24 protein-coding genes and 1 tRNA gene are annotated in these 26,107 nt (G+C 43.3%); 13 read left to right on the forward strand and 12 right to left on the reverse strand.

Going from position 1 to position 26,107, the window contains the following annotated elements:
* Window positions 1-158: 158 nt before the first annotated feature.
* The 9 genes from KIK04_RS09190 to KIK04_RS09225 all read left to right on the forward strand — a co-directional run bounded on the left by KIK04_RS09190 (window position 159) and on the right by KIK04_RS09225 (window position 5,963).
* Window positions 159-803, forward strand: a complete 645-nt coding sequence (locus KIK04_RS09190) for a TetR/AcrR family transcriptional regulator (RefSeq protein WP_232277961.1) — start codon at window positions 159-161, stop codon at window positions 801-803.
* A 109-nt stretch (window positions 804-912) separates the two neighbouring features.
* A complete protein-coding gene (locus tag KIK04_RS09195; protein ID WP_232277962.1) occupies window positions 913-1,248 on the forward strand; it encodes a DMT family transporter in 336 nt (111 codons plus the stop codon).
* Complete coding sequence (locus tag KIK04_RS09200; RefSeq protein ID WP_232277963.1) at window positions 1,248-1,562, forward strand: DMT family transporter; 315 nt, start codon at window positions 1,248-1,250, stop codon at window positions 1,560-1,562. Before KIK04_RS09195 ends, KIK04_RS09200 begins: the two co-directional genes overlap by 1 nt.
* 338 nt (window positions 1,563-1,900) lie before the next feature.
* Window positions 1,901-2,383 carry a hypothetical protein gene (locus KIK04_RS09205; RefSeq protein ID WP_232277964.1) on the forward strand — a complete coding sequence of 161 codons (483 nt, stop codon included), beginning with the start codon at window positions 1,901-1,903 and terminating at the stop codon, window positions 2,381-2,383.
* A gap of 21 nt (window positions 2,384-2,404) precedes the next feature.
* Window positions 2,405-2,812, forward strand: a complete 408-nt coding sequence (locus tag KIK04_RS09210) for a thioredoxin domain-containing protein (RefSeq protein ID WP_232277965.1) — start codon at window positions 2,405-2,407, stop codon at window positions 2,810-2,812.
* 9 nt (window positions 2,813-2,821) lie between these two features.
* Window positions 2,822-3,337: a MauE/DoxX family redox-associated membrane protein gene (locus KIK04_RS24415; RefSeq protein ID WP_442951147.1), complete on the forward strand. Its 516-nt coding sequence runs from the start codon at window positions 2,822-2,824 to the stop codon at window positions 3,335-3,337.
* The gene (locus KIK04_RS09215; protein WP_232277966.1) at window positions 3,324-3,758 is read left to right on the forward strand and encodes a hypothetical protein; all 435 of its coding nucleotides are present in this window, start codon (window positions 3,324-3,326) and stop codon (window positions 3,756-3,758) included. The genes KIK04_RS24415 and KIK04_RS09215 overlap by 14 nt, the downstream gene beginning before the upstream one ends.
* Before the next feature lie 2 nt (window positions 3,759-3,760).
* Window positions 3,761-4,159, forward strand: coding sequence for a hypothetical protein (locus tag KIK04_RS09220; RefSeq protein ID WP_232277967.1), 399 nt, complete (start codon window positions 3,761-3,763; stop codon window positions 4,157-4,159).
* A 7-nt stretch (window positions 4,160-4,166) separates the two neighbouring features.
* A complete protein-coding gene (locus KIK04_RS09225) occupies window positions 4,167-5,963 on the forward strand; it encodes an ABC transporter ATP-binding protein (protein WP_232277968.1) in 1,797 nt (598 codons plus the stop codon).
* 512 nt (window positions 5,964-6,475) lie between these two features.
* Here the strand turns inward: KIK04_RS09225 and KIK04_RS09230 are convergent.
* The 4 genes from KIK04_RS09230 to KIK04_RS09245 all read right to left on the reverse strand — a co-directional run bounded on the left by KIK04_RS09230 (window position 6,476) and on the right by KIK04_RS09245 (window position 8,786).
* Window positions 6,476-6,634 (reverse strand): hypothetical protein, encoded by a 159-nt coding sequence (locus tag KIK04_RS09230; protein ID WP_232277969.1) that lies wholly within the window; start codon window positions 6,632-6,634, stop codon window positions 6,476-6,478.
* 241 nt (window positions 6,635-6,875) lie between these two features.
* Entirely contained in the window at window positions 6,876-7,766 is an 891-nt protein-coding gene (locus KIK04_RS09235) for a nucleotidyl transferase AbiEii/AbiGii toxin family protein (RefSeq protein WP_232277970.1), read from the reverse strand.
* A 17-nt stretch (window positions 7,767-7,783) separates the two neighbouring features.
* Entirely contained in the window at window positions 7,784-8,374 is a 591-nt protein-coding gene (locus tag KIK04_RS09240) for a hypothetical protein (protein WP_232277971.1), read from the reverse strand.
* 205 nt (window positions 8,375-8,579) lie between these two features.
* Complete coding sequence (locus tag KIK04_RS09245) at window positions 8,580-8,786, reverse strand: hypothetical protein (protein ID WP_232277972.1); 207 nt, start codon at window positions 8,784-8,786, stop codon at window positions 8,580-8,582.
* A 7-nt stretch (window positions 8,787-8,793) separates the two neighbouring features.
* Here KIK04_RS09245 and KIK04_RS09250 point away from each other — a divergent pair.
* A tRNA-Arg gene (locus KIK04_RS09250) sits at window positions 8,794-8,868 on the forward strand.
* A gap of 275 nt (window positions 8,869-9,143) precedes the next feature.
* Window positions 9,144-9,770 carry an ATP-dependent Clp endopeptidase proteolytic subunit ClpP gene (gene clpP, locus KIK04_RS09255; RefSeq protein ID WP_269671011.1) on the forward strand — a complete coding sequence of 209 codons (627 nt, stop codon included), beginning with the start codon at window positions 9,144-9,146 and terminating at the stop codon, window positions 9,768-9,770.
* Window positions 9,771-9,855: 85 nt separating this feature from the next.
* Here clpP and KIK04_RS09260 read toward each other — a convergent pair whose 3' ends face one another.
* From KIK04_RS09260 to KIK04_RS09295, 8 genes are read right to left on the reverse strand one after another with little or no spacing between them, the layout of a single operon-like run.
* The gene (locus tag KIK04_RS09260) at window positions 9,856-10,536 is read right to left on the reverse strand and encodes a DUF4956 domain-containing protein (RefSeq protein WP_232277974.1); all 681 of its coding nucleotides are present in this window, start codon (window positions 10,534-10,536) and stop codon (window positions 9,856-9,858) included.
* A 20-nt stretch (window positions 10,537-10,556) separates the two neighbouring features.
* Window positions 10,557-11,279 (reverse strand): polyphosphate polymerase domain-containing protein, encoded by a 723-nt coding sequence (locus tag KIK04_RS09265; RefSeq protein WP_232277975.1) that lies wholly within the window; start codon window positions 11,277-11,279, stop codon window positions 10,557-10,559.
* A 45-nt stretch (window positions 11,280-11,324) separates the two neighbouring features.
* Window positions 11,325-13,157, reverse strand: coding sequence for a CotH kinase family protein (locus tag KIK04_RS09270; protein ID WP_232277976.1), 1,833 nt, complete (start codon window positions 13,155-13,157; stop codon window positions 11,325-11,327).
* 50 nt (window positions 13,158-13,207) lie between these two features.
* Window positions 13,208-14,716 carry an exopolysaccharide Pel transporter PelG gene (gene pelG, locus KIK04_RS09275; protein WP_232277977.1) on the reverse strand — a complete coding sequence of 503 codons (1,509 nt, stop codon included), beginning with the start codon at window positions 14,714-14,716 and terminating at the stop codon, window positions 13,208-13,210.
* On the reverse strand, window positions 14,692-16,134 hold the full coding sequence (gene pelF / locus KIK04_RS09280; protein ID WP_232277978.1) for a GT4 family glycosyltransferase PelF: 1,443 nt from the start codon (window positions 16,132-16,134) through the stop codon (window positions 14,692-14,694). The genes pelG and pelF overlap by 25 nt, the downstream gene beginning before the upstream one ends.
* A 4-nt stretch (window positions 16,135-16,138) precedes the next feature.
* Window positions 16,139-18,151 (reverse strand): DUF2194 domain-containing protein, encoded by a 2,013-nt coding sequence (locus KIK04_RS09285; RefSeq protein ID WP_232277979.1) that lies wholly within the window; start codon window positions 18,149-18,151, stop codon window positions 16,139-16,141.
* Window positions 18,123-19,100, reverse strand: a complete 978-nt coding sequence (locus tag KIK04_RS09290; RefSeq protein WP_232277980.1) for a hypothetical protein — start codon at window positions 19,098-19,100, stop codon at window positions 18,123-18,125. Before KIK04_RS09290 ends, KIK04_RS09285 begins: the two co-directional genes overlap by 29 nt.
* On the reverse strand, window positions 19,093-21,300 hold the full coding sequence (locus KIK04_RS09295; protein ID WP_232277981.1) for an NAD-dependent epimerase/dehydratase family protein: 2,208 nt from the start codon (window positions 21,298-21,300) through the stop codon (window positions 19,093-19,095). Before KIK04_RS09295 ends, KIK04_RS09290 begins: the two co-directional genes overlap by 8 nt.
* Window positions 21,301-21,631: 331 nt before the next feature.
* Here KIK04_RS09295 and KIK04_RS09300 point away from each other — a divergent pair, with 331 nt between their 5' ends.
* Both KIK04_RS09300 and KIK04_RS09305 read left to right on the forward strand, forming a co-directional pair.
* Window positions 21,632-22,711: a hypothetical protein gene (locus tag KIK04_RS09300; protein ID WP_232277982.1), complete on the forward strand. Its 1,080-nt coding sequence runs from the start codon at window positions 21,632-21,634 to the stop codon at window positions 22,709-22,711.
* A gap of 203 nt (window positions 22,712-22,914) precedes the next feature.
* The gene (locus KIK04_RS09305) at window positions 22,915-25,755 is read left to right on the forward strand and encodes a M60 family metallopeptidase (protein ID WP_232277983.1); all 2,841 of its coding nucleotides are present in this window, start codon (window positions 22,915-22,917) and stop codon (window positions 25,753-25,755) included.
* Window positions 25,756-26,107: the final 352 nt, after the last annotated feature.

The raw sequence follows: 26,107 nt of genomic DNA on the forward strand, positions 1-26,107 counted from the left end.
ATTTTGACCAAAAGCATCTAAAAATCACGCCCCACAAAATGCACAAACTGCTCTACAGTTGACTTTTTTATCGATTATATGTAAAAATGAATGACAATCAGTCATTTTTGAAACGGGCTGTTGTGCGGGATATTTCAAACAGGTGGTGACCTGCTCTCATGAATGTTAAGAAAGAAGCGAAGTTTAATGCCCTGCTGCAAGCTTCGATTGAGCTTATTTTGGAAAAAGGATTTCAAAAGATGTCCGTTAGTGACATTGTTAAGCGCGCTGGTGTGGCACAAGGTACCTTTTATATTTATTTTCCAACAAAAAATGATATTGTCCCTGCGGTTGCTGAACATATTTTGGAGCAACTTCTGTCGCAGATCAAGTCAACCACGGTTGCATCACATAGCTTCTGGGATAAGGTGCACACTATAATCGATGCTACTTTTGACATGACGTCTCATTATAAGGAAGCAATCTTACTTTGTTATTCTGGACTTGCGTATCACCATTCTTTTTTACAGTGGGAAAAAATTTATGATCCTTACTACGTCTGGTTTGCCGAGCAAATTCGCTCTGCGCAGCAAACAGGAGAAGTCAATCAGGATATTGTCGTGACCGACCGTCTTGTCCGCATGATCATCAATATGGTCGAGCAAACGGCAGAGATGTACTTCTTCGTCGATGTTCAACAGGAGCAGCATGGTGAGAAGATTAGCACGGAGCAATCCTCATCAACTGGCATGGAGCATCAGCTCAAGCAGGAGCTATTTGATTTTATTTCTCGTTCGCTGAGTTCGCTAAATTCACGGAATTGACGGGACAAGGAACATCTATAACAGGGCATCGACATGTGCTCCTCTCACCACTATTTTGAAAAGTAAAATTCGTTATTGAACCCGCACCTCATATCAAGGAGGTCATATTGTGGCTTGGCTGCTAGTATTATTAGCTGCACTATTGGAAATTGTTTGGGCTTCGGGCCTGAAGTACGCGACAACAACTTGGCATTGGATTGGCGTAGCTGTGTTAATTACGGTAAGCTTCGGCCTGCTTATTCGCTCTTATAAGACGCTGCCAGTTGCGATTGCGTACACGGTCTTTGTAGGTATCGGCACAATCGGTACATACGTTATCGGTATCGTAATGGGCGAAGATTTTAACGCCTTGCAAATCATGTTCTTGCTCATTTTACTTGGAGGCATCATCGGTATGAAAGTTACGACACCGGATGAAGCTGAGAGCGGAAAGGGTGAGGCATAATGGCTTGGCTATATTTGATCTTGGCCGGACTTGAAGAAATTATTGCCGTTATCGCGATGAAGCATATGGACGGCTTTAAAAAGAAAGGTCCACTTGCGGTCGTCATCATCGGCCTTGTCGCCTCGATCTATTTACTGACCCACTCGATGAGCGTCATTCCTGCGGGTGTCGCCTATGCGGTATGGGCAGGAGTCGGAACGGTCGGAATTACGCTGGTGAGCATGCTCTGGTTCAAGGAACATTATCGTCCGGTACAGTTTGTATTTTTAGGCTGCATTATTATTGGCATTGTGGGGTTGAAGTTAACGACATAACGAAAAACACAACGTACATCAACTCCTCCAATCCGTACAGCGCACGAAGTCATGCATCACGTTGGGACAATTAACGGTGGAGCACATTAGACATTAAGCTTACTTTATTTACAATGACGCTTGGAGCACAGCACGACGCTCCAAGCGTTTTTTATGCCAAAGTTGTTTTATGCGAATGCTATATCCTCAAAATATATCTATTAATTTGAAATTTTTACATATTATATAGTGGAAATATAGGGAAGAACATGTTATTTTATTACTCGGGATTAAATATTAAACATATTAATGAGATATTTAAGTTAGATAATATCTTGTTTGGAAAAGAAGGGAACATAATGGAGAATAACTCAACAAAAGAAAATATCCACAGAAAGTTTTTGAAAGTTCCTTCAAAAAGAGAACTGCAAGTTGGTGATTATATTCCAAATATCATTTTAAAAGATGGTAATGAATCATTTAGAATGCATGACTTAATTAAACGAAATCATCTTATTGCTACCTTTTTTAGCACAGACTGTGACTCCTGTGAACCGGCAATGGAAGCTCTCGGAAGATTTCAAGACATAAATCCAAACTTAAATATCGTTGCTTTTGTAAACACAACGGATGAATTATTACATATGTTAAGAGAATATTATCAAAATAAAATATTGTTATTCATGATGCCGAAAGCAAAAATGAATGAGGAATTACAGACATATCAATTTCCAAAAGGATATACACTCAATAGCTTGGGTCAGGTGTTGGCTGTGGAAACATGCAGTGAAGTATTCTGGTACAACAAATTAAAAGATCCACTAAGGAAATTAGATTTATAACAAATATCGGGAGGGATTCTTGTGAGTTTGAAAAATATTTTTCAAAGAGCAGCAAAGGAAAAAACGGAGAACATCGACCTAGGTGAAAAAAAGTTCCCGTTTGAAATACTGAAAATGGACACCCCGATTACTCAAAATAGTTTATTCGCCATTATTTCTCTTAGTTGTACCCACTGTATTGACTTACTATCCGAGTTTGAACAGATTAATGATAAAGATAACTTTATTCTTATAACGGATGGCACTGAAGAAGATAATTTGGAAATTAAAGAACACTTCGGCTACACATTCCCTATAATTTCTTATCGTGGCCCTCTAAGTAAGTTAGAGGTTGAAACAACTCCTTACTTAGTTTTGGTAAGTCCCAATGGTCAAATACTGAATCACTCTCAAGCGACTGATATTTCATCAGTACTGAGTATGCTTTAGGTATCTAAAATGAGTTGGAGTATCCTGTTTCAATTTATTATTGCCTTTATCTTCGCACTGTCTTTATTTTCAAAGTTATCTGATTACGATTCTTTTTTTCAAGAAGTAGAATCGCTTGAAATTATTCCTCATAAGTTAATTGCATTATCTGTTTATAGCTTATTAATATTTGAACTATTCCTCGTAGTTTCTTATGTTCTTGACTTGTTTAGTGTTTGGAGAGAGTTATTTACGATTACATTGTTACTCTTCTTCATCATAATTTTACTAAGAAAGACTAAAACAAAGAATCAAACCACTTGTTCTTGTTTTGGGAACGATAACTTTTTAAACAAATATCCCATCCAAAGAAATCTCATACTGATTTTGATTTGCATCTTAAATATGAATATCGTATCTTTTCAGTTTCAATGGTCACACTCCATATTTTTATTTTTTAGCATTCTGCTCTTTCTTGTACTTTTCGATATATGGAACACTATTAAAAAGATTAAAGTAATGGGGAAAATACATGATCATATTTAGCGTTATTTTCATCTTTTCACTTCTCATTATTGCTGTCGGATATCGCTTTTATTTAGGAAAGAAGCTAGAAAAGCTTCAATTGAAGCAATTTGAGAAAATGGATCATATGCATCCTGAAAAATCAAAGCATTTGCTATTAATCCATTTTTCCTCAGACCATTTAAACAAATTAGAAGAGATTTTGTGTAAAGAAGAAATCCCCGCGTTGTCCATCATTTTTATAGGACCTCAGTGGATGTTTAATGTAAAAGAAAAGGCATGGACGAGGCATAGATTGACCCATATTGCATGGAAAAAACAAGATGATGATTTTATAGGTATTTCAACATTGTTTGTTAGGAAAGAAAATAGCAAGGTAGTCTTCCACAATGATGCGGTGAAGTACTTGAAAAATACATTTTTTCTGAATAGAGGGTATTAAATATGAATGATCAAAAAATAACAGCACAGCTTATTTTAGCTGAACAAATAAAGTTTGATTCTATAGGAAATTGTCATTCTGCAAAGAACATTTTAAACAAAATTAGTGTCCCATTATTTCCTGCTGCAGTTATAGCCGACGTATTAGCAAAAATCTACCTTGAAACTCATGACTATGAAACCGAAGCGGAATTCACCATAATATCCCCTGATGATCGAATAATATTTATTATGACTTCATTACCAGTAAAGAGTTTACGTGCGAAAGAAGCTATCCCTGGCTTCGACATGGCCTTCAACGTAAGGTTTCCAGTTGTAGAGGAAGGTAACTATTTTTGTAGGCTGGTTATAGACGGTGAATTATTATGCCAATATCCTTTCTATGTTAATAGTAAAGAGTAATTAATATATGTTTAGTGCATTATATAGTCTTATGATCATTTTCAAAAAATATAAATTCTTATTAAGTGAACAAAAAAAAGAGTTTATTTTCATTACCATTATAACGCTTGCTGAAGCGTTTATCCCTCTAATGCAAATTTACTCATTAAAAGTTGTTACTGATGAAATTGTTCTAGTTATTCAAGAGAAGCACGAACTGAGTAGAGCTATTTTGTTCATTTTCGCACAGGTTATTCTAATACTTACAACATCAGTATTAACTAGCGTAAAAAATTTAATCAGAATGAGAATTGACGCATTAGTAAGTTACAAGTTTGATGAGATCACTTCATTAAAATGCGGAAAACTACCCTTTGTTTACTATGACAATTCAGAGAATTATGACCATCTTGAAAAAGCATCAAATGGCATAGGGAGCAAAATGGTAAGCTCTTATATGACTTTTTTAGAAGTTGCAAAAGCATTCATTACCCTATCTGGTTATGTATTTATGTTATTTGCAGTACATTGGTCTCTTATCTTCATTTTGATCATATTTATCATACCCTCATTTTACACTCAACATTTAGTATCAAAATGGAGTTACATACAAATATCTTCCCAAACGTATTTAATGAGAAGAGCTAGCTATTTAAATAATCAGTTAAGAAATAGAGCTACAAATAAGGAATTGAAATTCTTTAATCATTATTATTTTTTATTAAATTATTGGAGTAAGTCCTTTCTTAAAACAGTCAACGATAAGTATCTGCTTGAAAAGAAGACAACGAAGGTCAATCTAATGGTGTTTAGCTTTGATAGCCTCGCCACGAATATATTTTCAATTATTCTTTTATGGATAGGAACAAAAGGAAAGCTAACAGTTGGAGATTACGTGGCAATGTCTCAGATACTTTCGATGTCTGTTTCCTCTATACAAGCATTGTCTAATAATTTTGGGGCAATTATAAAAGATAGTTTTTTCATAAAAGATTTTGACTATTTTATGAGTTTAGAAGAGGAGAATACCCCTGAACGCACGCTTACTATAAAATTTCCTCTAAATCGAGGAATTGAAGTAAAAAATTTATCCTTTAAATATCCAAATTCAGAAGACCGTGTACTGAAAAATATTTCTTTCAATGTACAACCAGGCGAAAAAGTCGCTATTGTTGGCGTTAATGGTTCGGGAAAGAGTACTCTCGTCAAGTGCCTAACTAGTCTGTATAAAATTGACTCTGGGCAAATTTTGTACGATGGTATCGATATAAATTCAGTTAATCCATCTAAGCTTCGACAAAATATTACGGTTGTCTTTCAAGATTTCGTTCAATATCAGCTCAGTTTAAAAGAAAACATTACCTTTAAAGAGCAATTAACCGAATTGGATTTAGAGCGATTAAACCATGTTATCCAAGAATCTGGGCTTAAAGATTTGGTTGATAAACTTCCCAATGGAGTGGAAACACCTCTTGGCTCGACTTTACAAGGGGGGATTGAGTTATCAGGAGGACAATGGCAAAAAGTTGGCTTAGCAAGGGCGTTGTTCCGGAACTCAGATATTATTATTTTGGACGAGCCTACTGCAGCACTTGATCCATTGGCTGAAACGGAATTACTATCAAAATTCATGAAAATGGTTGAAATTAGAACATCATTCATTATAACCCACCGCCTTGGAAGTTGTATTAATGCGGATAAAATTTTGGTTTTAGATGATGGGCAAATCATCGAATCAGGTACTCATGAAGAGCTCATGGTGAATGGAAACAAATATTCCAAAATGTTCAAATCTCAGGCGGATTGGTATAAAAGCAAATCATAGAACAAAACAAAAATTAATAATGAAGGGAGGTGAAAAAAATGGCAGGATGTCCAGGTGGTTGGGCGTGGAGCTCGAAACCAAATTGTTCGTCTAATGATGAGTGCACAAGTACTAAATGCGGTAACACCACAACAAAATATAGACACCATTATACAGGATGTGTGAAGGCTACCGTAACTTGTGATGTATTCGGTGGCCCAGGTTGCTATGATTGTTTTTGGCAAAATTCGCAATATGTAAGCTGTTGTTAAGTACTAAAAACAAATCATAGAACAAAACAAAATTAGTAATGAAGAGAGGTAAAAAAAATGGCAGGATGTCCTAGCGGTTGGACGAGTAGCTCGAAGCCAAATTGTTCGCCTAGAGAAGAGTGCACAAGTACTCCATGTGGTAACAGCACAACAAGATATAAACACATTTATGTTGGGTGTGAGATAGTCCAAATGTCTGTAGGCTGCGCAACATTTGGTGGCACACATTGCGCAGATTGTTTTTGGGACAATTCGCAATATCTAAGCTGTTGTTAAGTATAAAGGGGGCTGTCCAATAAGTCCCCAAAATAAAAAGGTTGGGTGAGAAAACATAAGGTTTTCCTTCCAACCTTTTTGTGTACCTGCTTTTACAGGCATATAGAGAGGCCGATGCCCGCCACCTTCAGTACTGTACATCATATCCCGTCACCTCTTGAGTACAGCTTGTGAAATTGGGAGCCTTAACCAAGGTGCATGAATACCTTTTTTAAATCAACAATGCGACATATGGAAAATATAAAAAATCGCCCTGCATCAGCAGAACGGCTCCAATGTACTATTAATGCTTTGTATCCTAAAGAAAATTGCCACCACATGTTTCGTAAAGTAAAATTAAGCCCCGAACATTTGACCGTCCGAGGCTCACCTACCCTGTAGTCAACTATTTTTTCAGCGTTGGACTTGGCAGATCTGCAAATGCATATCGATTCATACCGCACAAATCCATTTTTTCACGCAACCCATCCACAACTCGGCAGAAATAAACTTCCTTGCCTTCGGCACCCTCATATGTCCTTAAATCATAATCATTTTTTAATAACGAGTAAGTATGATGGAGGTCGTTGACCAGAACCCGCTTAATATGAGTGCTTGTAATATTCGGATCAAGGCTGCATTCATTCACAAGTGCCTGAAGCGTATCTTGAAGTGCACGCTTGTCATACGCTGGATGCGATAACAAATAGTTTAAGTCGACTAAATCTTTAAACCTCGGTCTTACGATAGTCTGGTGCAGCTTCCAAGCCACTTGAAGCGCAAGGGGTGCGGAATACGGAAAAATGAAGCTATCCCCGAAGACAGGCTTATACTGTAGCGCAACAGGCTCTACTTCCATTTCTAAGTTAAACGAGATATCGAGATCCAGTTCGTAATATTGATTTTCACGCCTCGGTTCACCCTTAAAATAATATTCCACTTCTGTATTTACCGTCGGGAAATCATCTGCCATCGCATAGTCGATGTATCTCCAATAGTCATCATCATTAAAACTTTTAAACACAATACCGTCATCCAAGTCCAGTTCAGTCACTTGAATCATCCAAGCTGTAAATGTCTTACACGCGTGCTCTGTGTCTTCGATTTTGCCTGCATACAACAAGTCTAAATCACTCACAGCGCGGAGCTCTGGGTCTTCTAAATATTGTCTAGTTAGTAGACTACCCTTTAATACAAATGGCTTATTTACGAGTGCTATTCTTCGTAAGAGGGCTTCCATTACAACTAGCCGTCTCACCTTAGGTTCCAAGTCTTTTATGTTTTCCACGTGTTTCATCCTCATCATCTCCCCCGTTACAATGTTGAGATCCAGCCGCTATCCAATTCTTCTCTACTATCATAAATACATAGCTCATATTGTTGTTTGATGAGTTCTATATTATTTTGCTGTAAAATGGTATGTATCTGGTCGACACGGCTATAAAATTGCGCTGGGCCTTCATATTCTCTAACCGTAATAAATCGCACTTTACCATTCGCGTTCATCGAGTTTCTAGAAATATGTCCGCCATGGCTTGCGCAACAATTTTTTAACTTGGCTACATCATCGACCTCTACCTTGCCATGCCATTCAAAATAAGGCTTCGAATGCTGCACGATCGGCTCATAAAAATACTTTTCTTCCTGCGGGGGAATCTCTACTTTTTTCCTTACAATAGTAAATCCGTTGTTGCGAAAAGCCGTTGCAACCCTTTCAATTTCTATATTAGCTGCTTGAAAATCTGCGCACTGGGTAACACCTGTAATCATGGGCTGCGTGATGTAGTGTCCTTGATCCAAGACGATCATAAGAGGCTTAACTTGTTCTGACTGACAAATACTCATAAAAGCTTCCTTCTCATCCAACTTCAAATCATTAATGGTAAGGTGATATTCAAATTCCATGATTTCACTCCTTGAAAGTTCTTTCATGCTGTATCAGAAAGACCTGCTTAATGCCATGCCATAGGTATACCTATTATTGGATTTTAAACAAGTTCACGAGTTGTTACAATTGCTGCGAATATTTCATTTTATAGCCTATCAAGTCGAGCCCCTAACAACTGATACAAACAGGCTTCATAATACGTCCCAAGTTGCTTCATTTGGCTTATTTCGATTCAAATCCCTGCACAAACGCAGATTTTTTCCAATGCACGTCTTTTTCCTTAAAAACACCTGCACATTTACATGATTTTACTTGTGCTAACATAACCAGCATGGCGTTCACACAAAAACAAAAAATAAATTGTTGAATTTTTCCGTTGTTCTTGCTTTTTCCCTCCGAATCTTCTATAATAAGTCGAGCATCTTTCATTAGTTGTGCGCCCGTGGTCCAATGGATATGACGTAGGCCTCCGGAGCCTGAGATCAAGGTTCGATTCCTTGCGGGCGCGCCATACATTTTCTGAACCCGCGTCTGGGGCGGGAGATTAGAAGCAATTTAACAAGCTACTTAACGAACGCATATTGCAACATATTAGGGATACGAAGGAACATCCGCCAGCACAAGCCCACAGGCTTACAGGTAGGATGTTTTTTTCAATATCGAGTTTGACCATCTTTGACTTTTTGCAAATTCTGAATTATAGTTAATTTATCCCGTTTAATGGGTATAGCACGATTCATAAACAGGCAATGCTTATTATCATTGGGCGAATGCATCCGATGGCGGATGCAACGTATTCGTAAGGAGGAGTTAAACATGAGTTACGTACCTATGGTTGTCGAACAGACAAATCGGGGCGAACGCGCATATGACATTTACTCGAGATTGTTGAAGGATCGGATTATTTTCTTGGGAAGCCCAGTCAATGATGTAGTGGCGAACTCCATTATCGCCCAGATGCTATTTTTAGCTGCTGACGACCCAGAGAAAGATATTTACTTGTACATCAACAGTCCAGGCGGCTCCATTTCCGCTGGCATGGGCATCTACGATACAATGCAGCATATTAAGCCAGACGTATCTACCATTTGTGTAGGTATGGCAGCTTCGATGGGCGCATTCCTGCTGAACGCAGGCGCTAAAGGCAAGCGTCTTGCGCTCCCTAACAGCGAAGTTATGATTCACCAACCGCTGGGCGGAGCAGAAGGCCAAGCATCGGATATTCATATCCGTGCGCAGCGCATCTTGAAGATGCGTGACAACCTCAACCGCATCTTGGCTGACCGCACAGGTCAACCGTTAGAGCGCATTGAGAAAGATACGGACCGCGACTACTTCATGTCCGCGCAAGAAGCGCTGGAGTACGGTCTCGTTGACAAAGTATTGGATAAACCGCTTAGCGAGTTGATATAAACAAGCTATAGGCGTCATGCTAAGCACGCAGAGCGAGCTTTACAAGCTGAAAGCCGTTCACCAATGAGGTGGACGGCTTTCTTATTTAAGGCGCGTAATCTCCGTTGTAGCTGACGAGCACAACATCTTTAACCCCATCCAACGCGGCAAGTGCGTCAACAAACGCCGTGTTGTCATCACTTAGCCTCGTTTCTACCGTAAGCTCGGTCATCCCTTTGCGTACCGTTTTTGATTTCAACACCGATTTACGCTTGCGCAGCTGTACGAGTACTTCGTCACTCGCTTTCTCTTCATATTGCAAAATGACCAAGTATGGCTTCTGCTTTTCTTGCCGCTGCGATAAAAAGTAAATCGTTGCCCCAATTGCCAACGATCCGAAAATAGACAACGGATACAACTTGGCCCCTGTCGCGATCCCGACAGAAACGGCCCAAAACATATAAATAATGTCCATCGGATCTTTCACCGCCGTACGGAACCGCACAATACTCAGTGCGCCTACCATGCCGAGCGAGAGTACGATATTGGTGCTGATCGTCATAATAATGAGCGTCGTAATCATCGTCATTAACACGAACGTCACATTATAGTTATGACTGTACACGACTCCACGGAAACATTTTTGATATACCCAATATATGAACATACCGATAAGGAAAGAAATAAGCATTCCCCAAAAAATTTCAATCAGCGAAATTTTGTTAAACGCCTCTAATTGCAGCACACTCTTTTTAAACATATCTTTAAAATTCACGATCTGATCCATGGTACTCTCCTTACCATTGTTTAATAAGCGTACGGCTTGCGGCTCTCTTTGCAAATAGCATACTTCGAAATCGTGGATCGCTGATGCGCCGACATTTGCAACAAGTCGAACACGACACGGGGCATAAATTGATTGTATTTCACTTCTAAAATGGTTCGGGGCCCGCCAATCATGGAACGTGTCATCAGATGCGGGTCGAACAACTGGAGGGAATGCACGCCGGCACTAAGCTGCTTATCGAACGTAATCCGCACGTCACCTGCATCATACAAATAAGCTTCACGAACGTAATCAACGATAACCGCTGGCTGCATGGCCCCTTGCGTGAAATCACGGTAAAACCGCGCTGACAAGGAACGCTCATCTTTGTTGTCTAGCAGCGCTTCGTAATCTCCTAGCATAATCCGATCGACCTGCGCGCGGGTCAGCTGCTCTGATTCCTTGGATACGAGCTCGTTCCACTTGCTTTTCCGTTCTAGTTTAATGATAGAATCGCACTTGTTGTAAATACGAATACGATATTTGCGCCGATGAAAGATGCCTTCGTTTTTATTGTGCAAAGCGGATTCATACTTGTTATCAAAATACAAACTGCGGATATGGTAGCCTTCCTCATCGACGGAATGCTTGTCCAACGTCAGCAATGAACGTATCCGCTGCCTTAAACCGATATATTCATGATGATGAATGTAGAACTTCAACTCATGTCTAAGCTTTACGTCGCCAAAATTCATGCGTGGCATCGTGTATCCTCCGATTATACTTAGCGTTTATTGAACGTTATTCCATCATTTTGGGACAACTAATGTTCCGTCCTTACGCTCGACGAAAATTTGTTTCACGCCGTTAAATTTGATCTGATTGGCATCACGATACGTATCAAAGGCATGCTGCTTGTTGCCTTTCGCATCAAATACAAACACGCGCCAAAAATATTTCCCAGGCTGAATATTGTTGACCTGTGCTGTCGTTGAGCGCAAGCCGTCTTGAACCGTGAGCGGCTTATCAAAATTCGGTGACTTACTTAACTCGAACCGATACGTTAAGCTATCACCTTGCAAGTCGTAGGAATTCCCCCAATTAAACGCAAGTCCAGTCCCTTTCGCCTTTGCCTCACCCAAAAAGAACGGCATCGGCCATTCCAAGTGGCGCTTATAGGCTTCAATTTGTTTGGCTGGAATCGTAGCCAGTCGAGCCCACTCCGCTTTGTATTGCTGCGGTGTTCCCGGCAAGAAATTCAAATCAGGAGAGCTTAGCGAGACTTGTGGGGCAACCTTGCGGTACTGGTTCAAATATTGCTGTACAAGCTCCGGCTTGATTTTAGGAAACAAGGCATCGACTTTTGCCGTTAATTGTTCAACATTCGCGCGCTTCTTAAAAAAGCGGCTCTGCAACACGTTGTTCCAGTAGTTCGCAACACCAGTCCGCCAGCGAACAGGCGGCTCCTTTGCCAGAGGCGCCTCAAAGCTGGAATCTCCCCAAGCGCCATCGTAATCCCACGGGAGGAAGTACCATTTTTCCGAATTAAGCGGAGAATACAGCAAAAAATTTTGTGTATTCGTATCCATGTTATCGAACAAAATATTGAGCGCTGTCCATGTTAAAAAGTTATCGCGATCAAAGTGTTTATCTACCACACTGTCTATATCTTGCGAGATATCATTCACATCGTCTAACATTGCCAACAGCTTCTTATGATCGTTGCTACCCTGCACTTCAAGCACAGATTCGAACGCATCTTTATCAAATTGCGGCTCATCTTCCGTTCTCAACTTATCCTTGTAACGGAAAAATTCAAACATGACCGCTTTGTACAGATGGCCGCTCGGATCTAAACCGTGTGCCAACAAAAAGCGCTTGTTGGGCTGTTCGATCTGCGTATATAAGCCGTAGTCCTGAAAGGTAGATGCAGCAGGACTAGCCGTTAAATCCCTTACATGCAAATGGACGAACTGGGTCCGTAGGCTTGTTATATCGGGCATATGCTTGAGCAGATCGAAGCTTAGCTTGTTGCGCACACGTGTTAAATCATATGAATGTTTAACGAGGTTAATGACCCGCTGATCTCGCCACAGGCCAGCATCGTCAATGAGCTTCACTTTATATGACTTTTGCGGCGAGCGAAGCGATGATGCCCCTCGAACGGTAGCCGTACCGTTAGGCACCAATTCGCTGTAACCGAACATCCCGCTTACCGGACCTGTTGCATTGCCTTCTTGAAAAATAACATCCACCTCAGGATGCTTCTCCCCCGGTACCTTCTTCATAATCGAACTCAGCTGAGCCCAAGTGACAGGCGGCACATTCGTCTTATTTGAGGCAGCTATCGTCAAATAGAGGTGAACGATGTGATCACCCCTATCTGAACGATATATTTCTTTATTCTCAACAAGTGAATCTGCTGCCATTATTCCCTTATTGTTCGATACGATCGAATCTATTTCATCTGATTGTGATGGTGTCGCTGTATCGTCTGTGCACCCCGCTACAGCTAACAACGTAATTGCCAACAGTAGGCAGATGACTGCCTTTACCGACCCTACACAGCGTTCGATGCCTCGTCCCCCACCAGAATAACTACTTTGTCCGAATGCTGTCTGGGATTGATCATGCTGTTTCATCTTGTCCCCTCCCATATCACCATCGTTATTTATGTCCGTTCCGCTTCATGCTAAAGCGGAGTTCGTTTGATAACTATCGGTTGTGCGCTAAATGTGTAGTAGTGCAAATGTCTAATGACGTATCGCAAACGCCCTAAAGACAAGGTTAAAGCGATAAAGGAGGCCGTAAACATAGCAAAGCTCGTATCAACGTTATCAAATAGTATAGAGAAAGTTGCACTACATGCGAGCATAATCGCACTTAATGCAAATACACCCTTCCGATCATCAAAATAGAGCAGAACAAGGACAATAACCATAAATAACGTATAGGCGAAAAAGGAAAGCGCCAAAATATTAAACGCTTCTATCATCGTACTTGTGAACCCGAAAAAGGGTAGTAAACGAACGGCGAATGCAATCGATAATATCGTAAAAAAGAGCTGGATGCCCATTAAGAGCGACACTTCATACACGAGCACTTGGCTCATATCTCTTCGAGCCTGTTCAATTTCCCGCATTGACCCTTGTCCAAGTACCGTTTCATAATATTGACGGCATTTGGGATAAAATGATGTCTCTAGCGCTACAACAAACAACACTAGCGTCGGTATCGTCGTTAAAAATGCGTAATACACTGGCAAATCGTATGCCGGAGACATCCTAAACACACCTTCGACCCATATTCCCTCATTTTTGATCCACTGTACAATCTGATGTGTATATAACCCTAGAGCCATCATGAATCCAATGCCCATCAAGGATGGGTATCGACGCATCCACTGCACTAAGCTGTAGCTACGTGCCTCGTCGGAAAGACGCTTGTCCGCCGACAGGTCTCCCTTACGTGTCACACCTGCCGCACTTGTTGCACCTGTTGCACTTGTCGCATCTATCGTACCTGTTGCACCTTTCGTTGAAGGCAGACGGCCCCCAAATTGCCGTTCAACCGCATAAGCAAGCCCTAGCAGCGTGCAGCAAATCCCGATATTTAACATCCATAACATGGCTGCGGCTGACAAGGAACCTGTAATAAACGGCCACAGTACACAGTTTAATGTACCGACAATGCCACCTACGGCGAAGGCACCAAATACGTATCCATAGTGCTTTAACGCCGTTACATATACGCCAAGATGCCATATCACGACTAGCTGCACGAAAAATAAATACAGCGCTAGCTTGTATCCGAAGCTAAGTGGCGCCCAAATGACAAACGCCCCGCCGATGAGCAGCGCGGGAGTGAGTGACCAAATGAGCCCTGCATAAACAGAGGGCAAAATTTGTTCGTAGCGCTGTTCATACAACATGTCTGATACAGCACGCGTCGTCATCATTTGATAGATCGACACAATGATGTAGGAGCAGACGAAGGCGTAGACAGCGCCGCCGAACAGCAACTCTCGCTCGCTAAGTGGTCCCTCCCACGCTTTCATGACGAGCTGTGCACCAATGATCATCATCATACAGGCAAGCATGGGGCCAACTGTAACGATTGAAGAGATGGCATAAGCACGTAAGCGATAAGCTAACTCCCGCCTAGTGAACAATTTTTTCAATTCAAAGCCGATGCCTGCCATGTGCGCCCCTCCTCGTAGCTTTCATACAACGCAACATACGATTGAATAAATTGCTGCTTACTATAAAGATTTCTAACCCGCTCCTGACCCGCTACTCCCATGCGCACACGTTCATCTGGATGATTGCACAGCTCGATAATCGCTTGCGCGATGCTGTCCACATTCATAACAGGAGCCACAAATCCTGCTGGGCCATAGGCGTCATCCATGCCATACAGCAGTTCTTTACAACTGCCAACATCCGTTGTCACGAACGGCTTGCCAGCGGCCATCCCTTCAAGCACGGCCAATGGTTGCCCCTCGCTGATGCTCGACAACACAAGTAAGTCCATTTTGCCAATAATATTGCTAATCTGCATACTACCTGTAAACGTTACTTCTTCTACTGCCAACGCTTCCAACAGCGCCTGACATTCTGCGTAATATTCAGGATCTTCGTCATAAGGGCCAATGATCCAAAATGTCGAGTCCGGCACCTCTTGTTTCACGATGGCGAATGCCTGAATCATCGTCTTAATGTCTTTAATCGGTACGACGCGCACGATGGCACCGACGTGTATACGATTGTCGCCTACTGCTTTTGCAGGCAGTCCAACATAGTCGTGAAACTCGACTCCGTTAGGAATAATGCTAATTTTACTTGAGCTGCACCCAAGCTCGATTTGAATTTCACGATTACGGCCAAATAACGTAATGACTTGATCCGCAGATTCGTAGGCACAATTACAGAGCATATAAAAATAGTCAATCCATTGCTCCTTAAAATAGCTAGGCACCCATTCCGCCTTAATAATTTCCTCTTCCCGCTCTCGCGAATAAATACCGTGCTCAGTTATGATAAGCGGCTTACCTGTCCGCCATTTTGCCATGCTTCCAATTACGCCAGCGTACCCTGTCGTTACACAATGGTACAAATCTGCCTGCGGAATCGGCTCGCGCAGCAGAACGAACAAGGGCAGTACCATGGAGCGCACCGTCCAGAACCATTCTGTAAATGGCACATACTGAAACTTTGTCTCGCTAAGCTCTGATAGCAAGTCAAAATAATCGCGACTACGCAAAAAATTAGCTGCCGAACCAAAACCTCCGTCTGACATCCAGTTAAATAACACCTGCCAATCGACATGTGACGCTCCGCTAATAAAGGCGAGCAGAGCATCCCGCTCCTGTGGCGAGATACGGTACCTTTTCCCCCACTTGCCCTCATCCTGAAGATGCGCATCCAAAAAATATTCGCACACCTGAACTACATTTGCGGGCAAGTCGTATTTGTACTTTCCTTGCTGTTCAGAGCTTGCTCCTATGGCATAAATCACAAATTCATGCTCCGGCATGGAACTGATAAGGGAGTGCACCCAACTGGATACGCCGCCAGTGACGTAAGGGTATGACCCCTCCGCGATTAGCGCTATTCTCATTTGTCTACTGACCTCCCCATTGGATTGAAAATTCGGGTGCTGCTACTTTCACCAAGTAGGCGGATTGTCCAAGCGGCGTTACTTTGCAATTACGCTGATTTGTTATCCTTTGATCCGTACGCAATATAAATTGCAGCTCTCCACCAAATTGGTTTACATAACCGTTAACCCCTTGCTGTTTATAATCGAGCGTCACATCCGCCTTCGCCCATTTTAACGTTTCATGACTTGCTCCAGCTGCCGTCATCGGGCGAAGCCAACCATAATGCGATTCCTGCATGGATAAGTACGCACTTAAATTTTTGTACATCTGGCTCCACGAATAGGAACCACTTCTACGCTCGTCCAGCACATCGTCAGGATGAACAAAATGTGAAAATACGCCTAAATAAGATGCGGCATTCATCATAATCCAATTGTTATACTCCGATTGGGTAAAGCCAGCTGTCATTCGTGGCAGCTCGATTATGCCATCCGCGGCGACCCCAAATTCTTGTACGTAGGCGTTCTTATTTTGGTCTTCAGCAAAAACAGATGAGATGACGCCAATCTTCGGCCAAGCTTGTTTAAGCGCTGCGCGCCCTTCTGGTGTTAAGACATTAGAAGGAGGAACATACGTGTGCAAATGGATACCTGGAAACGCACCCTCTACATATTTGTTCACTTCTTTTATGGATTGTTCCATGGAAGATTCGTTCGGCCAAGGTTTGTAACCGAAAAAAGCTGACTTTTTAAGATTAGTGGACAGCGATTGATGGTTATATCCATGAATCGCGATTTCTCCCTTGTTCTTTAACAACTCATGTCCAAACGAAAGCAGATGAGTCGTCTCGGCACTAGATGCTTGCTCAAAAGGCGGTGTCACATCATTGTCATACGATTGAATAACTGCCCCGGTATATCGCAGATCGTGCTTAGCAGCGAGTCTTATCATGTCAGGCCACCATACTTCTTTAAAAAAGCGTTGCAAACTACGTCGATACGTTTCAAACAAGGACTCATTGATCCCTATAGGAAGCGGCGCTGGGAAATCGTCCAAATATATAACTTTCGCATTTATGACCGGATAGGCATAAGTATCGGCAAGTAACCCGATAGCACTTCCCGCTAAGCCTCGACTCGTCTTCTCTTGAAGTATAGAACCGTTAAATACGACTATTTTGCCTTTACCTAATGCCGTTTCCCACAACAACGGTACACCTTGCTCACTTTTAACATGTACCGCAACGTCGTCTTCCAACGTGACCGAAAGTGACACATTCGTCAACGAATCCCCTTTAAATGACGCACCTTTCGCACCGAGCATGAAATCGGTCTCTATCCGAATACCAGACGTTTGGATATGTCCACCCATATCATTGATACCTAGCTTTCGATACACGCTATAAAATTCCCCATCCACTGTCGGAACTACTGCAAACAGCAGCCTGCCACCAGATGTTACATAGTGTTCGATCCAGTCGCTGTCTGGCAGCGTGGACAGATCGGGCTTAGTCAGCACCACACCGTAATAATCATTCACTGTGCTTCCTACTTTAAGTTTGTTGACGTCCACAAGATCATGCGCCCACTTCATATCGGTCAGCACTCGCTCGATATTGCGCGTCAATCGCATACTTTGCTCATCCTGCTGATCGTATGCGATCGCTAAGCGCTGCGTATTGAAAGTGGCCTTCTTATCAGCAGTTAGCGAAAGGCTCTGCCATTTGACATTCGCGATAGCCTGCTCTACCTGCTGAACGCTGCCAATGTGCTCTAAACTTTGCGAGCGGGAAAATTGCAGTACACCGCCTAATATAAGCACGATCGCAAGCATAAAGATTATGCTTGCACGCTGCACATGCCCTCGGCTCTTGTCTAACTTCGTAAGCTGTCGCTCGTTAGGGTTTACGCCCTGCGAGTGCTCGTGCTGGTTCTGACGCTGCTCATTCTGGCGGTTCTGATTCTGTTCATCCTGCTGCTGCTCATCCCGCCGGTTGTTCTGCTGCTCACCTTGCTGGTTCTCCTGCCGTTGCATCGCTCTTCACCTCCCGACTCCAATAACGTACGAGCTGTAGCGTATCCGGTGAAAAACGAATTCCCGTTCGCTTGAACTGCTCCAACTGTGCTGCGAAGGCTCGACCGTTACGCAAAGCATAATGTACTTTTAGCGCACATAAATAAGGGGCTTCCTTGTCCCCATGGGCCGTCTGGAATCGTTCACACCATTGAAGTGCTTTCGCATGGTGCCCAAGCTCCAATTCCACCGATATTTTACGTTCATACGCTTCTGCCCCAGCTTCACCGACAGCAAGCCACTGCTCCAACACCACAGCCAGTTGATTGCGGTAAATGGAATAAGTGCGCCGATCGAGCAACGCGCTCTGCAAACAACGTGTCAACAAGTCTGCATGCTGTCTCAGCGCTTCCACATTGTGCGGTTCACGCGTGGTGCGCACGGCAGCTTCCTGTAGCGCAAGCGTCATTTTGCGCTTCATCTCCATAACAGCGGTAACGGCATAATGCGACGTTTCCGTGTCTTCATTGCTAACCGCCGCCTCTAGCAGCGATGTCCGCTCAATCGCATCGAACTTGATCGCATCCAGTAAGCGGCGACGACGAACCATTACATCACTGAACAGCAGCGCCTCTTCAAGCGGAAGGGTCTCCTGCGCCTGCTCTTGTTTCATGTAAAGGCGGTGCGACAAGGAGTCGCCCGACTCCCCGCGCACGACCAAGTAAGAGAAGCGCGATGTCCACGACTTCCCTTCTCCTGCCTGATCACGTTCCCCGTGACGTGCAGCCCATGTGACCACTAAAGCCAGCATCACCCCGGCTATCGGCACCGCCCACATCACGACAAGCAGTACACGCCGCTTCTGAATAGGCCAATCACGCCAGTGCGTCACCACCAGCCATGTCCATATGGCAACAACACACACGGTGTATACAATCCCTACACCAATCAACAACACCCAATTATCCATATACTTTTTCCCTACTCTGCCAATCAGGCTCCACTATTACGCGTGTCGTTAAACCAAGTTGGTTAATACGCGCTCTTACCGTCTCCACTTCGCTCTCGTCCGTATTAGATAGCAATGCCATTACACTATCGCCCTGCTCAGTTCCGACATAGTCCGTGTCCCGCAAGGCACCAACAATTCGTGCCCCCCAATCCTTCCAATCAAGCCCTAGACCTTCTATTTTTATAAGTACGTATGGGACGTGGTGCTTCCGTTTTGCTTCCTGTTTCTGTGACAACATTTGTTCAAAGGCGAATCTTCTTAACAACTGCGTGCCCGTAATATAACGGTCTGTACGTACAGCATCCGAATATTGCAGCGCGCGTCCTAACGATTTAGAGAACATATCGACAGCAATGCGGAACGCGTTCTCGGCATATGGATTCATTCGCTCAAATGGCATCTCGTAAACGGTAACGATGGCTATCGTCTCTCCTTCAAACACAACAGGGGCAACCATCATAGGACTGTTCGGATTCAGCTCCCTGTTGAACCAAGGCGTCTGCTTATATACGACGCGCTCAATGTCATGATTATCATGTAACTGGAGTGATTTCAGCCACGCGCGCTCCTTCTTGGAGTGGACTCGCAAGCGCAAATAGTCGCCTGTGCTAACGGCATAAATCGCTACCGCATCTGTCTCCAACATCTGCTCCAGCACGCTCACTGCTGAGGTCATCACTTTTTCCGGCTCCAAACTCTCCATTTCGGTCACAATACGATACAATCGCCCAATACTGTCCTTGGAATTGACCATATTGCGCTCTAACGCATCTTTCATCTCGCTTGTATCATCAAACACTTTTTTCAAAAAGGTATAGCGCTCTTCTTGCGTTTCAATGCGTTGTTCTGCCAACCTCAATTGCTGAAGACGCTTATCTGTCGTAAAGCCTAATACAAGCCCTAGCAGTAAATACATCGAAACATCGAACAGCACTTCTGTGTCAAATAACAACGACACCCATTCTCGGCCTTCCTCGTTTAAATGAGCAAAATACAATAAGGTAGATAATCCAACCGCAATCATCGCTTGGCGTGAACCATATATAATTCCGATTAAAGTAATATAAATTAGGGTGAAATCTAGTGATAGGTGTTGAATCCAAGTAGCAGGATATAAGGTAAGCAGGGCAACCAGTAAAAATGCGATCATATTTTCTAGTAGTGGAAGCCACGGTTGGCGCATAGAGGATCGACGTTGAAGTAATGTTGATTTCGTTGGGTGGTTGGAACGATGTTCCGTCTCCTGCGCATTTGTTTGAAACCATGCGAACGTTTTTTGCAGTCCCTCTTGTACACTGTAAAGAGGAACCCACTCCAAATCTCGTTTCAATCGGGAGTTATCAAGTGATGAGCGATAAATGTCACCTTCTCTTGGCTGCTTATGAATAACATGAGGTATGGGGTGATTGTCAGCAAGGTGGTCGATCAGTTGGACAATAGATGTTTCGGTCGTGGTGGAAAGATTGTAGACACCATGCAAGTATGAATCCGAAGCCCGATATATTGCATCAGCGACGTCTTCTACATAAATAAAATCTCGGGTTTGGCCGCCATCGCCATAAACAATCAATTGTTCATTACGGAGCATACGCTGTATAAATATCGATACAACGCCCCCCTCTCCGGAGTTGCCTTGGCGTGGTCCAAATACATTCGAGAAGCGAAAACATAGGGTCGGTAGTTCATACAGCTCTGACCACTTCTGACAGTAGTGCTCACCGAACCATTTATGAATGCCGTAGGGAGAAACCGGATTTTGCTCGGCGTGTTCATTTAACGGGATTTCGCCTTCTGAACCATACACGGCTGCGGATGAGGCGAATATAAATTTTTTTACACCATACGCTTTGGAGAGGCGCAACATGTTCAACAATCCCATAATATTGGCTTGCGCATCTTGCTGTGGGGATCGGACGGATGTTTCAACATCAACTTGAGCAGCTAAATGTACAACGACATCAAACTTACCACTCTTGAATACTTCTTCACATCGAGCATCTTCGACATTCATTTCGTAACATGTTGGGCTAAATGTAAGATTGGATCGCTGACCTGTGCTTAGATTGTCGATAATCCAAACTTGATGTCCTTCTTTGTAAAATCGTTCAGCCACAAATGAACCAATAAAACCACAACCACCTGTTACCAGTATTCTCACTACCTACTCCACCTACCTATTTTTAACTTATAAATCTATTTAATTCCAAGTCTAGCGTATTAAATGGTACATTTCAAACATAAACTGGTCATGTTTTCCTTGAAATTTACAGAAAAAAGCTGTAATTTTATTATTAATTAGCACTATATTTCATAATTCTTCTAATTCCTCGATATTTTAATCGATTTATGTTAAATAATGAGGAATTACCAACTATTCATTAGTCATACAACTATTTCATATATACACTTTAAATATGTAAACTGAATCAGTGTTAGCGGAATTAAATTCACGGTTAAATGGTTTATAAGGATGAGGGAGGAACATTTTTATGAAAAAATGGATGTTGTCACTGGTTTGCATCACTTTAATTTGGTCGATTATTCCTAATATAGCATTGTCACGTGCTAAAGATAAGATCGTTTCTACTAGCCACCTGAAGCCGATTACGAAAAAAGGTGAAAACAAGATGGAGTCCTTACCAAGCCAACCCAAGCAGCGATTGCTCATTTATTACGGAATACCCGAAAATGTAAACGGTACAGAGGACATCAAACAAGCGGCACAACTATTTGCCGGTTACGACGTTATCGTATTTGGCGCTGGCTTAGAGGAGCCCGATTCTCCTCATCATTTGCCAACCAAATCATTGCTAACTGAGCTGCGGAAAATAGCGCCCCGAACGAGCGTGTACGGTTATATTGATCTTGGTGTAACCACAAACAATTTTCCGATGTGGCTCATTGCTGAGAAACTTGATAAGTGGAAGCGCTTAGGGGCAAAGGGTGTATTTTACGACGATGCCGGTTACGATTACGACGTGAGCCGTCAACGTTTAAACAGTGCGGTGCAACTTGCACACAATCTAAAAATGCCGACTTTTATGAACGCTTGGAATCCAGACGACATCCTTGCCTCGGCCGTCGACAATGAGTTCAATCCACGAGGTGAAGCTACAAAACTTGGCCCAAATGATATGTATCTCGCCGAGTCTTTTCTTGAAACGACCGACATCACGCAGCCAGATAACGTTAGTGCGTTTCGTCCCGAATTTCGCACCAAAATCGACAAAATGCTAAAGTATCGCCGTGATATCGGCATTCAATTAATGGCCGTCAGTACGATGACGTACGAGTACCATTCTTCAGCGGCAATACGCCGATTTTTTCGTATGAATGAAGTGGCGGCTGGAGTATTTTCATTAGATGGATATGGCGTAGCAGCAAATGAATACAGTGCTGACGACATCGATCAGAATGCGACGGAGATTTTCCCTTATATGAGCCATTATTATCGTTATTATAATAGGCATGCAGCCTATACGGCGAAGTATAACAATCATGATTTCGCCCGCGCAGGATTCAGACTGCATTCCCTGCCTAACGATCATTACTATACGTATCCAAGATGAATGAAAAATGAACATTCGGAGCGGTGTCCCTACAAACGATGCTGCCCCGTTTTTTATTTTACTGAGGAATAGGACAAAGAAACCAGAAAAATAGAACATTCCAACTATATTTAATCAGTTCCTTTTCACCGATGTTATATGACAAGGTTAGTAACTGCTAGCCTTGCATATCAACGCTTAAACTGCGAGAAGGAGAGTTATCCATGAAAAAGAATGTTTGGGCCGCACTCTGTGTCACTTCCCTATTAGCTAACCTTTCCGGTCCAATTGCATACGCCAATCAGGGATTACAGCCTACGATTACATCTATTCCCTTGCCGGAAATGGTTGAACAATCATCCGTCACAGATTCTGTGTACAGGAAGCCCCCGGTCCTTCAGAACCGCCTTAATAAACCTAACCCATTAACTACTCGAAGCGCTATCCAACATGAATCCCTAGCTAATGACCTTGAGCTGTTGTATCGTAACCTGACTCACATTCCAACTCAGACAGGCTCTTACGTCGGGGGCGTTAGCGCCTTGACCGACCATGCATTTGTCGTAGCTGCATCTACGGAGACAACCCCTTTTATGGCTGGCGCACGCTATGGCCAAGGCCGGGTAATTGCCGCGGGTGATGAAGATTTCATTAACCTGGCTCGCAACGACAGCAGCGAATCCGCAATCGTTACGCGCAACCTATTATTGTGGCTGACTGAACACGGACAAGCACAAGCCACAGCAGGTCAGATTACACGTTATGAAGATGCGCTCCAGAGAAAAGGAAAGCTCCGTATCTACTCTAAAGGAGCCCTGCCCGTTCACTCTTCACTCCCGATACAACATATAAGCGTGGCGTCTTGGACGCAGCAGCCACTGGATGCTGCAACTACTCCCGTAGCAATCGTTAACGCTACCATCACTGATGAGGAAGCACACGTGCTTGAACAATACGTGCGCGAGGGTGGTAGCATTGTCGTTGCTTTAAAGGGTTGGGTCCTTCAAATGTACCCGCAATATTACATCTCTAATGTTCAGGGGACTGCACAACTAAGCACTCACTATCCTGTGCAGAGGCTGTTGAATACGGTTGGCTTAAGTTTGTTGGATAACACGGCTGTATCAGATGGATCAAGTGCACCAAAACTGTCTGCAAACCAATCACGTAGCTACCAAATCAACCGTCTATTAACGCAAGTTCAAGCTGTTGAGGATAACAAATTGCCCGCTGAAGCGCTTGAAATAGGCACTGTAAACTCCAGCGCAGAGGATAAGCTTACGTTGGCGGCCGATTTGCTTCGTCTGTCATTTACTTCGTTGACAGAACGTGCTGAACTGCGCCACGTGCTAGAGCAAGAAACAGGACACTTGCAAAATCAGCTGACTCTGCCGCTCCATAAAGAGTACAAGCCTTACTCAAGTGCGATTTTAGCCTTTACGTTTAATAATACTGCTTTAGATACGAACCGACATAAGTCACCGTTAGCGGATACGTTCCCCGGCAAAGTTGCTAATGAAGCGCCACGCGTGAACGATCAACGTGTTACTGTAAACTTTGATTATTACGCAGCGCAAGAGCTACTTATGTATGCGGCACCGGAGCCGTGGGTAAGCACAGGTCTCTACGCGCCCGCGGGTGAGGACATCATCATAGATGTGCCTGCGGGAACGCCATCGCTGGATGTATTAGTAGGCGCACATACAGACACCTTGCTTGACAAGGAAATCTGGGAGCGACCGCCAATTGTTTCACTGAGACACACTTTGCAACCAGGTCAAAATCGAATTAATAGCCCCTACGGCGGACTTATTTATTTTATTCCAGCGCAATCCAAGCCCACACAAGTAGACTTAACGGTTAGCGGTTCAGTTCGTGCACCCTATTTCGACTTAGCGACGACCAGCGAAACAGAGTGGAAAGAATCGATTCGACATTTAGGGGCACCTTGGGCAGAACTTCGTGGCAAACGAATCTTGTTAACCGTTCCTGCTGATGATATACGCCGCCTAGAGAACCCTGTAGCACTGCTGCAAGCATGGGACAACTTACTTGACCAGTTTGACAAACTAAACGGTACAGGGGCAAACAAACCGAATCCACATCGTGCGTACCACTTGCCCTTCCACCTGGTTGCCGATAAACAAATTAGCGATGGCTACATGCATGCTGGAGTACCGATCATGTATCCTATCGGTGTTGAATCACGAGATGCTGTCAGCATCGATGGGCTGAAAAATAACTGGGGCTTTTGGCATGAAATCGGGCACAATTATCAACAGGACCCTTGGACATGGACTGATAATACGGAAGTAACGGTCAATATATTCTCTATGTTTGCTCAACAATATTTCGGCAAGCCGTCCCGTCTACTTGAGAAAGATGCAGCTGGAAAATCAGCTTATGATTATGCCCTTTCTTTCGTTGCGCTTCCAGAAGGATCAAAACGATATGGCGATTCGAAACAGCTCGATCTGATTCCCCAACTCGTTATGCTAAAGCAGTTGCAAATGGCTTACGGTTGGGATTTCTACACGAAGCTGTTCACTGCATATCGTGAGCTACCGCAAGCACAGCAGCCTAACGACGTGCAGCAAGAAAAAGATATGTTTGTGGTGATGGCATCGAAGCAAAGCGGTACGAACCTGCTGCCATTCTTTGAAAAATGGGGCTTCCCGTTCACGAACGACGCCCGTGCACAGGTTAACGCGTTGCAACTGCCCGCACTGAAGGAGCAAATATGGCTGTACCGTGAAGACGTGCCTGTAAAGCCTACACCTAGACCAGATACCGAAGAGCCTAGCAACGGCTCTACCAATGGTTCAGGCAATGAAGGCACCGGAGGTACTGAAGGTACTGAAGGTACTGAAGATACTGAAGGTACTGAAGATACTGGAGGAGTAACGCCATCGGCCCCTGTTTGGCAGCCGAATAAAGCGTATGTTAAAGGTAATCGTGTCTCTTATCAGGGTAAAGTGTATGAAGCAAAATGGTGGACGCAAGGACACACTCCTGACAGAACAGTACGAAATGAATGGCAGTCGCCGTGGAAAGCTGTTCATTAACATGTAATTCTTTTTGAGACGTATTTATTTTTATTTTCAAACAGCAAAAAAAGGGCCGCATCGCTTAAACGATGCGGCCTAAGTATATGTTCTAGGGGTAAACTGTAAACCATGAGAAAGATGAAACGGATTCCCTTGTGCAACGGTTACTCCGGCTGTCCAAGGCTTATCGTAATCGGTCGCGGCAGGCCTCCTTCGCAAGACTCATCTGTCATTCGGTCCACTATCAGAATACAAGGAACACATTAAAGAAATATGAACGAAAGCTTAAAAATAGATAAAACTATAGCCTTATCAATCTACAAAAAAAACGGTAGGAACCCATTTGCTCATGGTTCCTACCGTTTTGTGT

This window comes from Paenibacillus sp. 481, assembly GCF_021223605.1.
GTDB lineage: Bacteria > Bacillota > Bacilli > Paenibacillales > Paenibacillaceae > Paenibacillus_B.